Origin of the sequence: Sulfitobacter sp. SBS6 (assembly GCF_048285585.1) — a bacterium.
Classification (GTDB): domain Bacteria; phylum Pseudomonadota; class Alphaproteobacteria; order Rhodobacterales; family Rhodobacteraceae; genus Sulfitobacter; species Sulfitobacter pontiacus.
Genome location: NZ_JBLWBA010000010.1, coordinates 22,857 through 36,487 on the forward strand (window position 1 = coordinate 22,857; position 13,631 = coordinate 36,487).

Sequence of the window (13,631 nt, forward strand, 5' to 3'; positions counted from 1 at the left end):
CCCCTTTATTTCGGGACACGGTTCTCATGGCGGCAGGGGCGGTGCCTTGATCTAGATCAAATGCGGCACGGGCTTGCCGGGCATTTTAGGGGTCAATCTATCGGCGGGTACGCGCGCTCTGTCAGACCAGGCCCAGATCGGTGCGCGAGATAATGGCACCCTTATGCCTGATCACCTGCCCCGCACATCTCTGCGCGGCCGATATAGCGTCCTCGGTCGACAAGCCGCGCAGAAGGCACGCAATATAGGCGCCGTTAAAGGAATCTCCGGCGGCTGTCGTATCGATAATGTCCCCGACCGGCACCACGGGGAAGGCCGTCAACTGGCCACCCTCTAGATGGATCGTATCCGCAGGCCCGTTCTTGACCACAACATGCCCGGCCCCCAGATCGGCATAACGTTTCGCGCTGTCCTGCGGGGTCCGGTCACCAAAGGCCGTTGTTTCATCGTCGAAACTTGGCAGTACAAGATCGCTCAGCCCCGCGGCACGCGATATGACATCAAGCATCCGGTCCTTATCCGCCCAGAGGTGAGGCCGGATATTCGGATCAAACGCCAAAAGCCCGCCTTGCTTTTTATGCTCTACCAAACCGGCCAGGAGTGTCTCTAGGTCGTCGGGCGGCAGGATCGCCAGCGTGATGCCCGAGAAATAGACCACATCCGCCCCTGCCACATCGCGCCAAAGCGGGCCGGGGTGGCGCACCATCATCTGCGCCGCCGATGTATCGCGCCAATAGGTAAAGCTGCGCTCGGCCCCGTTCAGCTGGATCGTATACAGACCGGGGCGCCTATCGGCGATGCGCGGCGTCTGCGCGCAGCGGATCCCGCCCGACTGGATAAAGGCCAGCATCTGGTCCGACATAGGGTCCGTGCCAACAGCGGTGTGAAAGGCGACATCCGCATCATCGGCGGAATGCGCCCGCGCGTACCACAGGGCGTTGAATACATCGCCGGAAAATCGTTGCCGCCACAGGTCGTCGCCCGCCGACGACAGTTCGATCATACATTCGCCGATGCCAAGAATTGAGGTCATTGCACCTGCCTTGCGTGGTTTGATCCGGTGGCTGAATGGTCCAGCGCGGCCAAGGCACCTCGTAGCTCCGCCAATCCTTTGAGCCGCCCCAGATAGGAATAGCCCGGATTTGTTTTCTGCTGCTGTTCGAATGCCAGCAGGTGACCGTGATCCGGCCGCATGGGGATAGCGCGGGCGGGCTGCCCCTGTTCTGCCGCGCGCAGGGCCGCGAGGACCGCAATCATATCGGTGCTCCCCCCAAGCGCTGCGGCTTCATGAAAGCTGCCATCCCCCTCGCGCTGCACATTGCGCAAATGGGCAAAGTGGATATGCGCGCCAAAGCGGCGGGCCATGTCCGGCAGATCATTATCCGCACGGGCCCCAAGTGACCCAGTACAGAAGGTCAGCCCGTTCGCAACGCTCGGCACCGCATCAAGAATAAACGCCAGATCCTGCGCGGTCGAAACGCAGCGCGGCAAACCGAAAAGCGGGAACGGCGGATCATCGGGATGGATGGCAAGCCGCACCCCCAAGGCCTCTGCCTCTGGCACGATGACCCTCAGGAAGGCGGCCAGATTGGCTTGAAGGTCGCGGTGCGACAGGGATGCGAAACTTTCGATGCCCGCCAGCAGATCCGCCCGCGTAAACCCTTTCGCGCTACCGGGGAGCCCGGCGATGATATTCGCCTCTAACGAGGCGATCTCGGGCTTTGTCATATGCCCCCACCGCATCTGCGCCGCGGCCAGCAGATCGGGGGCGTGGTCGGCCTGAGCGTTCGGGCGCGCAAGGATATGCACGTCGAACACCACGAAATCCACCATGTCAAAACGCAAGGCCTGCCCCTGCCCGTCGATCTCGAAGCGCAGATCGGTGCGGGTCCAGTCCAGCAGCGGCATGAAGTTGTAGCAGATCGTCTTGACGCCCGCGCGCGCCAGATTGCGCATCGTCTCGATCCATGCCGCGATCTCTGCCGTGGCACCGGCACCCTTCAGCTTGATCGCATCCGGCATCCAGATCGACTCGCATACATCCCAGCTCAGGCCCGCCTCCTCGATCCGCGCCTGAAGGGCGGTGATATCCCTTAGCGGCCAGACCTCGCCGGGGGCGTAGTCGTGCAAAGCGGTCACAATGCCCGACGCGCCTGCCTGCTTGATATGGGTAAGCGTGACCGGATCAGTGGGGCCAAACCAGCGCCATGTTTCTTTCATGGGATATCCTATTCGATCAGATGTCTGCGCCGACGGGTCATTGGAATGACATCGGCATGAGCGTGCGCGGCAGCCACAGGGCGATCTGCGGGAAGAGAATGACCAGCAACAAGATCACCAGCATCGGGGCCAGAATGATGCAGACATCCCGCAGCACCTTGACCACATTCATCCCCCCGATCGACGCAGAGATCAGCAGACACAAGCCGTAAGGCGGCGTGACCAAACCAAAGGCCAGCGAGATGATCCCGATGATCGCAAAGGCCACCGGATCAATCCCCGCCGCCCGCGCTACGGGCAAAAGCACCGTTCCCAGAATGATAATGGTCGGGATCGCATCGATGAACAGACCGAAAAACAGGAACAGCGCCGCGATGATCAACGACGTGCCAATGACGCCAAGCTCGTGCGCGGTCAGCACGTCTACGATCAAACGCGGCACGTTGTAGAACGCCAGCATCCAGCCAAAAGCCGAAGCCGTCCCGATCGCAAAAAGCGAGATCGACGCAAAACGGCCCGTGTCATAGAAGATCCCGCCAAGATCCCGCACCGACACGGTACGAAAGACGAAAACCCCAAGGATCAACGCATAGCCCGCCGCGATGATCGCGCTTTCGGTCGGGGTCACAATGCCCCCCACGATGCCGCCGATCACCAGAACCGGGGTCAGCATCGCCAGCGCCGCGCCTTTGAACGCCGACCAGAACTGCGCGAATGTGGGCCGCAGGGTGACGGGGTAGTCGTACTTTTTGGCATAGCCATAGACCGTCGCCATCAGGGCAAAACCGATCAGCAAGCCGGGAATGGCCCCCGCCAGAAACAGCGCGCCGACCGAAATCTGCATGACCCCGCCCCAGACCACCATGAGGATGCTGGGCGGAATGATCACCCCCATCACGGACGAACAGGCCGTGATCGCGATGGCAAAACGGGTGTCATAGCCCTCTTTGACCATCGCGGGGATCAGGATCTTGCCGCAGCCCGCCGCATCTGCCGTGGACGACCCCGAGATACCGGCAAACAGCATCGACACGGCGACATTCACATGCCCCAACCCTCCGGGCATCCAGCCGGTCAGCACGCGGGCAAAATCAATCAGCTTTTGCGTGATCAACCCCGAATTCATCAGGTTCGCCGCCAACAGAAAGAACGGCACGGCAAGCAGGATGAACGAGTTATACGACTGGAACATCCGGTCGATGACGATGAAGGGCGTCAGCCGGATATCCAGCATCACAATCGGAATTGTCGCGATCCCCAAGGCAAAGGCGACCGGCACCCGCCACGCCACCAGCAGGATGAAACCGCCCACAAGAATAAGACAGGCAAGGCCCGTTGAAACGATCATGATACGGCCCGCCCCTCTGTGCGGTAGACCGCAAATGCTTGATACAAACGGTAAAGGGCAAAGACCGCCCAAAGCACACCGGCGATCGGGACAGAGATATGCGTGAACATCAGATTTGCACGCATCATGACCGACGTCTGGTTGCCCCCGAACTTGGCGTAATCAATGCCGTACCATGCGAACAACAGCGCAAACCCCGCGACCAACCCAAGCACCAGCGCTTGCTGCAAGAACGCCAGCAGCGGATGCTTGGCACCGGGGATGACCTGAACGTCGAAATGCGTCCCCTCCCACACCGCGAGGGCAGACCCGAGCATGACGACCCATACAAAGATGAACGTGGCCAGCTCTTCGGTCCATAGATAGACGGGGATCACCCCGGTGTAGCGCGCAATGACCTGCAGGCCGACGGGGATCGCCAGTGAAAACATCAGCACCCCCACAACGAAGCGGAGCAAGGATGCGAGCAGTTCCAGACCACGCAGGATCATGTGCTTACCGATCAACTTGAGTGAAAATAAAATCCCCCTCGGGTCACAAGAACCCAAGGGGGGCATCCGCAGGGATTACTTGGCGCGGACCGCTTCAAGCAGCTCCGATGCACCGATCTCGGCGGCATAGGCATCCTGCACCGGCTTGACCATCTCCAGCATCTTGTCGCGGTTTTCGAATTCGGACACGGTCAGCTGACCCGCATCGACCATCTCTTGCAGCTTAACGCCGTCCTCGCGCGATTCCAGCTCGCGGCCATAGGCCCCTGCCTCTTCGCCTGCTTCAAGCACGGCGGCCTGCAGGTCTGCGGGCAGGCTGTTAAAGGTCTTGCCGCTCATCACGATGGGGCGCACGGTGATCGAATGGCGCGTCAGCGTCAAGTTCGGGGCCACCTCGTAGAACTTGAGGTTCTGAATGCTCGCGGCCTCGTTCTCGAACCCTGCGATGACACCGGTCTGGATGGCGTTGTAAACCTCGTTATAGGCAATCGCCGACGGGGCCGCAGTCAACGCCTGGAAGATCTGCGCCTGGATCGGCGCGCCCATGACGCGCATCTTGTGGCCCTTCAGATCATCAAAGGTCACAACAGGGTTTTTCGACAGCAGATTGCGCGTGCCCCCGCCGGTGTAGCCCACGATCTTGATATCGGCTTTCTCCAGCAGCTCGTCCTCCAGCGGCGCAAGCACATCGCTGGACAGGACCGCATTCCAGTGGTCCAGATCGCGGAACAGGAAGGGCATGTCCATCAGCGGAATGGACGGGGCGAACTTGGCCATGTTGGACGGCGCAAGGATCGTGTAATCAATCGCCACACCCTGGTTCAGGAAGGTGACGTAATCGCTTTCGACGCCAAGCTCGCCGTTCAGACGTAAGTCAAACGTCACATCGCCATCGTATTTCTCGCCGACCAGTTCCTCGAATTTACGCAGTGTTTTGGTGAAGGCATGTTCATCGTCGAACATGCTGGCCCCCCGCAGAACCGTCTCGGCCTGCGCGGTGGCTGTAAAGAGCGTCGCAGCAACGGCGGCACCCGAAACAAGCTGTGCTGTCTTGGTAAAAAATGACATGGTAGTCCTCCCTGATTGTTGTCTGACCAGATACGTGCCTGACCAGATTCTCCCTGACGTGAAATATGTCGTTAGTATTTGTAATGCGTCAAGTTTATTTGTAATTATTTGTATACCTCAAATTTATCAGCGGCTTACCCCCCACGCGCCGCTGCCCCGCACAGGATCAAACGACCGGCAGCAGCTCCGCCGGAAGGTCTTGGTAACAGACAGGGCGCAGGAAACGGCGGATCGCCAGCGTCCCGACCGACGTCGCGCCAAAGTTGGTCGACGCGGGATAGGGCCCGCCGTGGACCATCGCCCCGCTGACCTCCACGCCCGTGGGAAAGCCGTTGGCCAATATCCGCCCCGCCTTGCGCTCTAACACCGGCATCAAGGCTTGGGCGGCAGCAGTATCGCCTGCGTCCATTTGCAACGTGCAGGTCAGCTGCCCGTCCAGCCCTTTGGCAACCGCGGCCATCTCATGCGCATCGGCCACACGCACAATAATGCCAAGCGGCCCGAAGATCTCATGCGCCAGCGCGTCGCTGTTCAGCCAATCGGTGCCAGAGACCTCGAAGACAGCGGGGGTGACACGGCGCGCCTCGCCCCGATCCGAAGAGACGAGCGCGCGCGTACACCCCGCGCGCGCGATACGATCACGCCCGTCGAAATAGGCATCGGCGATCCCCGCCGTCAGCGTTGTTTGGGCAGGGCTGTCGTGCAACGCGGCGACCGCGGCATCGCGGAAGGCATCGGCACCGGGACCGTCACTGATCACCAGCACGCCCGGGTTCGTGCAGAACTGCCCTGCCCCCATCGTCAGCGACGCGGCCCATCCCGCGCCGATCTCTGCGCCACGGGCGGAGGCTGCGGCGGGCAGTACAAAGACCGGGTTGATCGACCCCAGCTCGCCGAAGAACGGAATGGGTTCGGGCCGCTGTGCGCATAGATCAAACAGCGCGCGTCCGCCGCGCAGCGATCCGGTAAAGCCGACGGCCTTGATCAACGGATGCTGCACCAGCGCCTGCCCGACCTCTAGCCCGCCCCCCTGGATCAACGAGAATACACCCGCGGGCATGTCGCAAGCTGTAATGGCGGCACCAATCGCTGCGGCCACGACCTCTGCCGTGCCGGGGTGCGCGTGGTGCCCCCTGACAACCACCGGACAGCCCGCCGCCAAGGCCGACGCCGTATCCCCGCCTGCCGTCGAAAAAGCGAGTGGGAAGTTCGACGCCCCGAAGACCGCAACAGGGCCAATCGGGCGATGGATCATCCGCAAATCGGATCGCGGCAAAGGCGTGCGATCCGGCAAGGCCGCATCATGGCGCGCGTCCAGAAACTTGCCTTCAAGGATATGCGTCGCGAACATGCGCAGCTGACCGGATGTGCGCCCTGTTTCACCGCGCAAACGTGCGTCGGGCAGGCCGGTTTCCTGAGTGCCGATCAGGGACAATGTGTCGATACGAGCGTCTACCTCGTCCGCGATCGCATTCAGGAAGGCCGCGCGATCCTGCGCTGTGGTGGCGCTGTAGGCGTCAAACGCATCCTCGGCAGCCTGCGCGGCGCGGTCGACCAGATCAACGGTGCCGGCGGCGAAAATCCGTGGCTGCCCGTCGGCGGGGTCGGATGAAAATTGCTCTGCCGCGTCGGTCCATTCGCCTGCGATCAGGTGTTTGCCCATCAGTTCCATGCTGCGTTTCCTTTAGCCTCTGTCAGAAAAAGCCGGCGGCCGCGTGCATCCGCAGCCGCCGGTCGTGTCGTTGTCAGGAGAACAGCATGCCGCCGTTGATATCGACGTTGGCACCTGTGATGAACGCCGCATCATCCGAGGCAAGGAACACCGCCAGCTTGGCCACATCTTCCGAAGTCCCCTCGCGTTTCACGGGCGAGACATTGGCCACATGGGTGCGCACTTCGGGTTTGGTAAAGATGTTGTGGAAATCGGTATCGATCATCCCCGGGCAAAGCGAATTCACGCGGATTTTCGGACCCAGCTCTTTCGCCAGACCCCGCGTCAGCGTCATCAGCGCCCCCTTGGATGCGCCGTAAGCAGAGGCACCGGGCCCGCCGCCATCGCGACCGGCCTGCGACGCGAGCCCGACAATCGACGATCCTTCGGTCATATGGGGAAGACATTCACGCACCATCAGCACAAAGGATGTCAGGTTCACGTCCATGACCGACTGCCAGTGATCCAGCGTCATCTCCGACATGGTGACCCGCGCGACCAGCCCGCCCGTGACGTGGACCAGCGTATCGACCTGCCCGAATTCCTTGACGGTCTTTTCTACCAACGCGGCAACATCGGCCTCTTTGGTCATATCGCCCTGCAGCGCGAAGGCATTGCCGCCCGCCGCCTTGATTTCGGCGACGGCGCTGTCGGCCCCTTCAGAGCTTGCCATATAGTTGATCGCCACATTCGCGCCCCGCGCCGCGAACTCAAGCACACAGGCGCGGCCGATATCGCGGCCACCGCCGGTTACAATTGCGGTTTTCCCTTTGAGGTCCATGATCGTCTCCTGAATATAAAATTCTGCGGAGGAACCTGACCGAGCAGTGCTCTCCGCGTCTCCCTTCGATGCACAATGGGGTTCCAGGGCGGCGATGCACGCCCAACAACTGCATTATCCGTCCCCTTGCTTAGGGCAAACCTCAGGGCGCGACAATACAAATTATTACAAATACGGAGATTGGTGAGTCGAGAAGGTCGTTAACTCCAGCGGAAAAGACCTAGCGAACAGTAGAATATCCGTCGTATCAGGCACAAAACCCGATAAAAGTCGCTGCGGCCTACGGCACGCCTCTCACCCAAATCTGTTGACAACATCCAATAATAGTTACAAATTATTACATCTGATTAACGCCGGGGGGAGGCATACCAATGGACACCACAGCAGACGCATCACAGGGTTGGATGACCTCGGGCCCCGGCGCGCAGCGGCGCATCTTGTGTCAGGACAAAGCGCTGATGATGGTAGAGTTCATGTTCGAAAAGGACGGCGTCGGCATGCCCCATTCGCACCCCCATGTGCAAACGACATTCGTGTCCTCTGGCCAGTTCGAATTCACCGTTGGGGGCGACAGGCAGATCCTCAACCCCGGCGATGCGTTGATCATCCCGTCGAACGTCGAACACTCCTGCCTGTGCTTGCAGGCGGGGAAACTGCTCGACAGTTTTGCACCGCGGCGGGATGATTTCATGGCGGCCCACGGGCTACCGCTAGAGTAAGCGGTTAGCCTTCGAACACACGGTTCTTTGCATTCTCGACATGGGCGCGCATGGCGGCGCGGGCTTCGGCCTGATCCCGTGCGATGATCGCGGCGAGGATGCGGCGGTGTTCTTGCTGGACAAGCTCCATCCGCTCGCGCGGTTTGCTGAGCGACAGGTTCCGCGTCAGGTTAAGGCCGGTCAGGATGTTCGACTTCATCGAGGTGCGCGCAGTTGCGAAATACTGGTTGCCGGACGCCTCGCAGATCGCCTGATGAAAGGCCTCGTCTGCTTCGACGCCCAACTCCCCTTCGCGAATGCAGCGGTCCAGTTCCTTGAAATGCGCGCGCAGCTTGGCCAGATCCGCTTCTGTATGGCGGACGGCGGCAAGGAACGCCGCCTCCCCCTCGATCGCGGCGCGGAATTCGAAGGTGCGCTGGATATCAGCGATAGACCCCACGGGCGCAAAGGTCAGCACCGCCGTATCGGGGCGGCGCTGCACGAATGACCCGGACCCCTGCCGCGACACGACCACGCCGTCTTCGCGCAACTGCTTAAGCGCCTGACGCAGCACCGGCCGGGACACCTCCAGCATCTCGCTCATGGCGTGTTCGGTCGGCAGCTTATCCCCGACCGCGGTCTCCCCGCTGGAGATCATCGCGAGGATTTTCTCGTAGGCGTGATCCGCGAGCGTGCGTTCCTTGGCGGGCTTGCCCATGGCGGAACGGCTCGCATCTGCGCCTGCTACCGGTTGTTTTGTTCCCGCCATGCTTTGAATTCGTCCTTCGTTGCCGGATCTGTCGGTGGGTAAAGCCCAAAAATCGAAGCACCATTTTGCACCATTTCCAGAACGAAGTCTTCGAAAACGGTCATCTCTTCGGTTTCTGACGCTATTTCTGCCACCAGATGCTTGGGGATGCAAACGACGCCTTCATTGTCGCCCACGATAATATCACCCGGAAAGACGGAAACACCGCCACATGCGATAGGGTCATTGATCGCGACGGCGTGGTGTTTGGTCAGGTTTGTCGGCGCACTGGGGCGCGTGTGATAGGCGGGCATCTCGAGCGCTGAAATCTCGGGCGTGTCGCGGAACCCCCCGTCGGTGACGATCCCCTTGCAGCCGCGCTTCATCAATCGGGTGGCCAGAATACACCCCGCCGACGCCGCCGTTGAATCGCGCCGCGAGTCGATCATGAAGACGGACCCGGGGGGGCATTCCTCTACGCCCTTGCGCTGCGGGTTGGCACGGTCCGCAAAAGACTCTAGCCCGTCCAGATCCTCGCGCGCGGGAATATAGCGCAGGGTGTAGGCTGGCCCGACCATATTCGGCCCGGGGTTCATACGGTACGGCCCCTGAATAAAGACGTTACGAAAGCCGCGCTTGAACAATGCGGTGGTCAGCGTTGCCGTGCTGACATGCATGAGCTTTTCAAGGAGTTCTGGCGTCGGTTCAGTCATGGTGAATACTTTCTACTATGGTATTTCGGGCGTTTTGAAAGGCGTGGAAAAGGTCGGCTCATTCAAGCAATGAGGGCAGGAACAGCGACACGGCGGGGACATATGTGACCAGCAAGAGCGCCATAAGAATGGCCAGGTAGAAGGGCCATATGGTCCTGAGCGTTTCCTCGATCTTGACCCTGCCGACGGCACAGCCCACGAACAGGCAGGTGCCAACGGGGGGCGTGCACAGACCAAGCCCGAGGTTGACCAGCAGCATGATCCCGAACTGGGTGGGGTCCATGCCAAGATCGCGCACAATGGGCAGGAAGATCGGCGTGCAGATCAGGATCAGCGCGGCCATATCCATAATCATCCCCAGCACCAGCAGCATGATGTTGATCATCAGCAGAACGGCGATCTTTTCTTCCGAGATGCCAAGCATGAAGCTGCTCAGCTTTTCGGGCACCTGATACAGCGCCAGAAGATAGGCGAATGAACTGGCAAAACCGATCAGCACCATGACCATCGCAGTTGTGCGCACGGCAGAGACGACGGCGGTCTTGAACCCGTTCCAGTCAAGGCTGCGATAGACGAAATAGGTCAGCAGCAGCGCATAGATCGCACCGAAGGCACCGGATTCAGTCACGGTGAAAATACCCGAAAGCACCCCGCCCACGATAATTACAGCCGTCACCAGACCCGGCAGCGCATGCAGCGATGCAACGCCGACCGCACGCCAGCCGGGGAAGGGTTCCGCCGGATAGTTACGTTTGATCGCAATGACATAGGCCGCCACCGCAAGGCACAGACACATCAGCATGCCGGGCACCACCCCCGCGAGGAACAGCTTCGAGATCGAGATCCCCCCGCCTGCGGCCACCGCAAAGATAATCATGTTGTGGCTGGGCGGAATAACGATGCCTGCAATCGATGATGTAACGGTCACGTTCACCGCGTAATCGGAATGATAGCCCCGTTCCTTCATGACAGGGATCAGAATAGACCCGAGCGCCGAGATATCAGCCACAGCCGATCCCGAAATCCCGCCGAACAACATGCTGGAAAAGATGTTCACCGATGCCAGACCGCCGCGCACGTGACCCACAAGGGCCGAGGCGAACTTGACCAGACGCATGGCGATACCGCCGTGCAGCATCAGCTCGCCTGCGAAAACGAAGAACGGGATCGCCAGCAGCGAGAAGACAGAGATGCCGGAAACCGACCGTTGAAAGGTGATCAGCAGCGGAAAACCTTCGTACCAAAAGGCGGTCAGGGCTGCGATACCCATTGCAAAGGCGACGGGGATACCGATCACGACGGAGACGCCGAAAATGCCAAGAAGGATTGTCAGACCCATGATTAAAACAGACCTTTTTCATGATAGGGGATACCGCGCAGAAAACAGGCGATCCGAAATACCGCGCGCAGGCCGGCAAATAGAAAGACAAGCCCGCCGCACATCGCAGCCGACAAGGACCGGAAGCTTTCAGGGATGTTCAGCATGGGGAGCATTGTGCTCCACCCGAATTTGACCAGTTCAATACTTGCGACCAGCATGATCAGGCCGAAACCGGCAAGGACGATATCAATGACGAGCTTCAGGAAATGACTGACCCGCCAGCCCATCATGTCGCGGAACAGCGTCACCCCGAGATGTGTGTTCTCATGGATCCCGACCGCCGCGCCCAGATAGGTCACATAGCAGATCAGCAAAAGCGCCAGCTGTTCGACCCATGTCGGTGTGACGTTCAAGACATAGCGCCCGAACACCAGCCAGCCAAAGGTCGCGATCAGTACGACGATGGCGATAGAGGCCGCGAGCATGCAAAGAAAACTCAGCCCGTCGAGCGCACGCTCGGTATGCTTCATCCAGAGGGGTGCGTGTTCCACGGCCCTATTCCTTTGTGAGAGAAGGGGTGCGCCCCGTTGCAACAGGGCGCACGATTGTCCAGCCGCGCTGATCAGTCAGCGTTGCGGAACAGATTGACGAGATCCGTCATCTCTGGATTGGCCGCCAGATACTTTTCGTAGACGGGCACCATCGCTTCCTGGAACGCCGATTTGTCGGCGATCTCGTTCACTTCGACGCCACCGTCCATGATGATCTTCATCGACGCCGCCTCGCGTTCGCCCCAGAGTTTGCGCTGCAGATCGGTGGAGTTTTTACCGGCGGTTTTCACGATTTCCTGCTGTTCTGGTGTCAGACCGTCAAAGGTCTTTTTGCTCATGCACAGGCATTCGGGAATGATCAGGTGCTGGGTCAACGAATAGTATTTCGCGACCTCGAAGTGGCTGGTGGATTCATAAGACGGCGGGTTGTTCTCTGCCCCGTCCACAACGCCGGTCTTGATCGACTGGTAGACTTCCGCAAAGGCCATCGGGGTGGCGTTGCCGCCCATGGATTCGATCATGCCGACGAACAGATCGTTGTTCATCACGCGCACTTTCATGCCTTGCACGTCTTCGGGCGTATTGATCGGCTTGACCGAGTTATAGAAAGACCGCGCGCCGGCGTCATAGTAACCAAGGGGGACGATCCCCTTTTCCTCTAGCGCTTCCCCAAGTGCGGCCCCCGGTTCGCCGTCCATCAGCTCATACATTTGGGGCACGCTTTTGAAGACAAAGGGCAAGGACACGACATTGGTCGCAGGCACGGCCTGACCCATCGGCCCAAGGCTGAAGACGCCAAAATCCATGATCCCGAGACGCAGCTGTTCAATCGCATCGGGCTGCGAGCCCAGAACGCCGGCGTGGAACACCTTGCCCTTGATCTCGCCCCCGGTCTTTTCGGTGACCTCTTCCATGAAGGCTTCCATACCGTGCGATACGGGGTAATCCTCGACGTGGATATTCCAGCCGCGCCAGTCCTTTGCCTGCGCCGTCACGGGCATGACAGCCAGCGTCGATGCCGCGGCAATCGCAAAGGCACCACGGGTGATGATTTTATTCAGTTTCATATTTGTTTCCTCCCAAAGACAAATTATTGCAAAAGTGATCACATGACTTACAAATATTTACAAGTACTATTTTTCGAGTTTTAATGGGGACGCGCCCGACCTTGTCGTTTTGATCTTCACTGCACCGACCCAAAAATTTAGAATTTTAAAGGGCTTAAGGCCTGCGAAGAGACGACTAAGGCGACGGAAATTTCGCCCCTGCTGCACGGGCGGGCCGATACATAGGAAGAGGTAGATACATGACAAATTCGCATTCCAACCAGACAACCAAACTGCAGGCGGGCACCGCCTTCCCCGTGTTCGAGGTGCCTAAATTCGGCGGCGGCACCATGACGGTGGGCGGCGCGACCGACGGCTGGACGCTGCTCATTGTATACCGTGGCAAGCATTGCGGACGCTGCAAGACCTACCTGGGCAAGCTGGAACACAGCTATGCAAAGTGGGAAGACGCGGGTTTTGCGGTGAAATGCGTCTCGGCCGACCCGCTGGAGAAAGTCAGCGATGATGTCGCACGCTTCGGGTGGACCTTCGACATCGGCTACGACCTGCAAGAAAGTGACATGCGCGCCATGGGGCTTTACGTCAGCGACCCTCTGTCTTCGCAGGAAACCGACCGTCGCTTTGCAGAGCCCGGTATTTTCTGCCTGCGCCCCGACGGCACGACGCAGATCATAGCCATTTCTAACGGTCCGGCGGCGCGCCCCGATTTGGATGAACTTCTCGACGGGATGATATTCACGATCAACAACGACAAACCTGTCCGCGGGAACGCCTGAACCCGGCCTGAGCCTACCAACCGCAAGACAGCCAAGAGGAGAACCCCCAGTACAACACAACGGCTCCCGCTACGCGACAGACCCGAGTTCTGCCAAAGCGCTGGATACAGCGGGCCTGCGCGAACGGGCACCGATCCA

The 13,631-nt window shown here is 59.8% G+C and carries 14 protein-coding genes; 2 read left to right on the top strand and 12 right to left on the bottom strand.

Features of this window, described 5'->3' with window-relative positions; translation table 11 throughout:
* Nucleotides 1-121: 121 nt before the first annotated feature.
* The 7 genes from ACNQ62_RS16465 to ACNQ62_RS16495 form a co-directional block, all read right to left on the bottom strand.
* On the bottom strand, nucleotides 122-1,033 hold the full coding sequence (locus tag ACNQ62_RS16465; protein WP_418095332.1) for a sugar kinase: 912 nt from the start codon (nucleotides 1,031-1,033) through the stop codon (nucleotides 122-124).
* Nucleotides 1,030-2,220: a mannonate dehydratase gene (uxuA, locus tag ACNQ62_RS16470; RefSeq protein ID WP_418095333.1), complete on the bottom strand. Its 1,191-nt coding sequence runs from the start codon at nucleotides 2,218-2,220 to the stop codon at nucleotides 1,030-1,032. The genes ACNQ62_RS16465 and uxuA overlap by 4 nt, the downstream gene beginning before the upstream one ends.
* A 37-nt stretch (nucleotides 2,221-2,257) precedes the next feature.
* On the bottom strand, nucleotides 2,258-3,568 hold the full coding sequence (locus tag ACNQ62_RS16475) for a TRAP transporter large permease (protein WP_418095334.1): 1,311 nt from the start codon (nucleotides 3,566-3,568) through the stop codon (nucleotides 2,258-2,260).
* Nucleotides 3,565-4,059, bottom strand: a complete 495-nt coding sequence (locus ACNQ62_RS16480) for a TRAP transporter small permease (RefSeq protein ID WP_005848940.1) — start codon at nucleotides 4,057-4,059, stop codon at nucleotides 3,565-3,567. Before ACNQ62_RS16480 ends, ACNQ62_RS16475 begins: the two co-directional genes overlap by 4 nt.
* A 75-nt stretch (nucleotides 4,060-4,134) precedes the next feature.
* Entirely contained in the window at nucleotides 4,135-5,127 is a 993-nt protein-coding gene (locus ACNQ62_RS16485) for a TRAP transporter substrate-binding protein (protein WP_418095335.1), read from the bottom strand.
* Between the two features lie 166 nt (nucleotides 5,128-5,293).
* Nucleotides 5,294-6,799 carry an aldehyde dehydrogenase (NADP(+)) gene (locus ACNQ62_RS16490; RefSeq protein ID WP_418095336.1) on the bottom strand — a complete coding sequence of 502 codons (1,506 nt, stop codon included), beginning with the start codon at nucleotides 6,797-6,799 and terminating at the stop codon, nucleotides 5,294-5,296.
* A gap of 73 nt (nucleotides 6,800-6,872) precedes the next feature.
* Nucleotides 6,873-7,619, bottom strand: coding sequence for an SDR family NAD(P)-dependent oxidoreductase (locus ACNQ62_RS16495; protein ID WP_418095337.1), 747 nt, complete (start codon nucleotides 7,617-7,619; stop codon nucleotides 6,873-6,875).
* A gap of 371 nt (nucleotides 7,620-7,990) precedes the next feature.
* Between ACNQ62_RS16495 and ACNQ62_RS16500 the strand changes: the two genes are divergently transcribed.
* Nucleotides 7,991-8,338, top strand: coding sequence for a cupin domain-containing protein (locus tag ACNQ62_RS16500; protein ID WP_418095338.1), 348 nt, complete (start codon nucleotides 7,991-7,993; stop codon nucleotides 8,336-8,338).
* Between the two features lie 4 nt (nucleotides 8,339-8,342).
* On the opposite strand, the gene ACNQ62_RS16505 is transcribed toward ACNQ62_RS16500, so the two are convergent.
* The 5 genes from ACNQ62_RS16505 to ACNQ62_RS16525 all read right to left on the bottom strand — a co-directional run bounded on the left by ACNQ62_RS16505 (nucleotide 8,343) and on the right by ACNQ62_RS16525 (nucleotide 12,717).
* The gene (locus ACNQ62_RS16505) at nucleotides 8,343-9,086 is read right to left on the bottom strand and encodes a FadR/GntR family transcriptional regulator (RefSeq protein ID WP_050752188.1); all 744 of its coding nucleotides are present in this window, start codon (nucleotides 9,084-9,086) and stop codon (nucleotides 8,343-8,345) included.
* Nucleotides 9,062-9,778 carry a ribonuclease activity regulator RraA gene (locus tag ACNQ62_RS16510; RefSeq protein ID WP_005848951.1) on the bottom strand — a complete coding sequence of 239 codons (717 nt, stop codon included), beginning with the start codon at nucleotides 9,776-9,778 and terminating at the stop codon, nucleotides 9,062-9,064. Before ACNQ62_RS16510 ends, ACNQ62_RS16505 begins: the two co-directional genes overlap by 25 nt.
* A gap of 58 nt (nucleotides 9,779-9,836) precedes the next feature.
* Nucleotides 9,837-11,117 (bottom strand): TRAP transporter large permease, encoded by a 1,281-nt coding sequence (locus tag ACNQ62_RS16515; protein WP_005848953.1) that lies wholly within the window; start codon nucleotides 11,115-11,117, stop codon nucleotides 9,837-9,839.
* Between the two features lie 2 nt (nucleotides 11,118-11,119).
* Nucleotides 11,120-11,650, bottom strand: a complete 531-nt coding sequence (locus ACNQ62_RS16520) for a TRAP transporter small permease (RefSeq protein ID WP_278375703.1) — start codon at nucleotides 11,648-11,650, stop codon at nucleotides 11,120-11,122.
* 71 nt (nucleotides 11,651-11,721) lie between these two features.
* Complete coding sequence (locus tag ACNQ62_RS16525; RefSeq protein WP_005848957.1) at nucleotides 11,722-12,717, bottom strand: TRAP transporter substrate-binding protein; 996 nt, start codon at nucleotides 12,715-12,717, stop codon at nucleotides 11,722-11,724.
* Between the two features lie 239 nt (nucleotides 12,718-12,956).
* Here ACNQ62_RS16525 and ACNQ62_RS16530 point away from each other — a divergent pair, with 239 nt between their 5' ends.
* Nucleotides 12,957-13,493 carry a redoxin domain-containing protein gene (locus ACNQ62_RS16530; protein ID WP_009824388.1) on the top strand — a complete coding sequence of 179 codons (537 nt, stop codon included), beginning with the start codon at nucleotides 12,957-12,959 and terminating at the stop codon, nucleotides 13,491-13,493.
* The last annotated feature ends 138 nt before the right edge of the window (nucleotides 13,494-13,631 follow it).

Coding starts and splice junctions, on each gene's coding strand:
- ACNQ62_RS16465 (WP_418095332.1), bottom strand. CDS start 1,033: ATGACCTCAATTCTTGGCATCGGCGAATGTATGATCGAACTGTCGTCG.
- uxuA (WP_418095333.1), bottom strand. CDS start 2,220: ATGAAAGAAACATGGCGCTGGTTTGGCCCCACTGATCCGGTCACGCTT.
- ACNQ62_RS16475 (WP_418095334.1), bottom strand. CDS start 3,568: ATGATCGTTTCAACGGGCCTTGCCTGTCTTATTCTTGTGGGCGGTTTC.
- ACNQ62_RS16480 (WP_005848940.1), bottom strand. CDS start 4,059: ATGATCCTGCGTGGTCTGGAACTGCTCGCATCCTTGCTCCGCTTCGTT.
- ACNQ62_RS16485 (WP_418095335.1), bottom strand. CDS start 5,127: ATGTCATTTTTTACCAAGACAGCACAGCTTGTTTCGGGTGCCGCCGTT.
- ACNQ62_RS16490 (WP_418095336.1), bottom strand. CDS start 6,799: ATGGAACTGATGGGCAAACACCTGATCGCAGGCGAATGGACCGACGCG.
- ACNQ62_RS16495 (WP_418095337.1), bottom strand. CDS start 7,619: ATGGACCTCAAAGGGAAAACCGCAATTGTAACCGGCGGTGGCCGCGAT.
- ACNQ62_RS16500 (WP_418095338.1), top strand. CDS start 7,991: ATGGACACCACAGCAGACGCATCACAGGGTTGGATGACCTCGGGCCCC.
- ACNQ62_RS16505 (WP_050752188.1), bottom strand. CDS start 9,086: ATGGCGGGAACAAAACAACCGGTAGCAGGCGCAGATGCGAGCCGTTCC.
- ACNQ62_RS16510 (WP_005848951.1), bottom strand. CDS start 9,778: ATGACTGAACCGACGCCAGAACTCCTTGAAAAGCTCATGCATGTCAGC.
- ACNQ62_RS16515 (WP_005848953.1), bottom strand. CDS start 11,117: ATGGGTCTGACAATCCTTCTTGGCATTTTCGGCGTCTCCGTCGTGATC.
- ACNQ62_RS16525 (WP_005848957.1), bottom strand. CDS start 12,717: ATGAAACTGAATAAAATCATCACCCGTGGTGCCTTTGCGATTGCCGCG.
- ACNQ62_RS16530 (WP_009824388.1), top strand. CDS start 12,957: ATGACAAATTCGCATTCCAACCAGACAACCAAACTGCAGGCGGGCACC.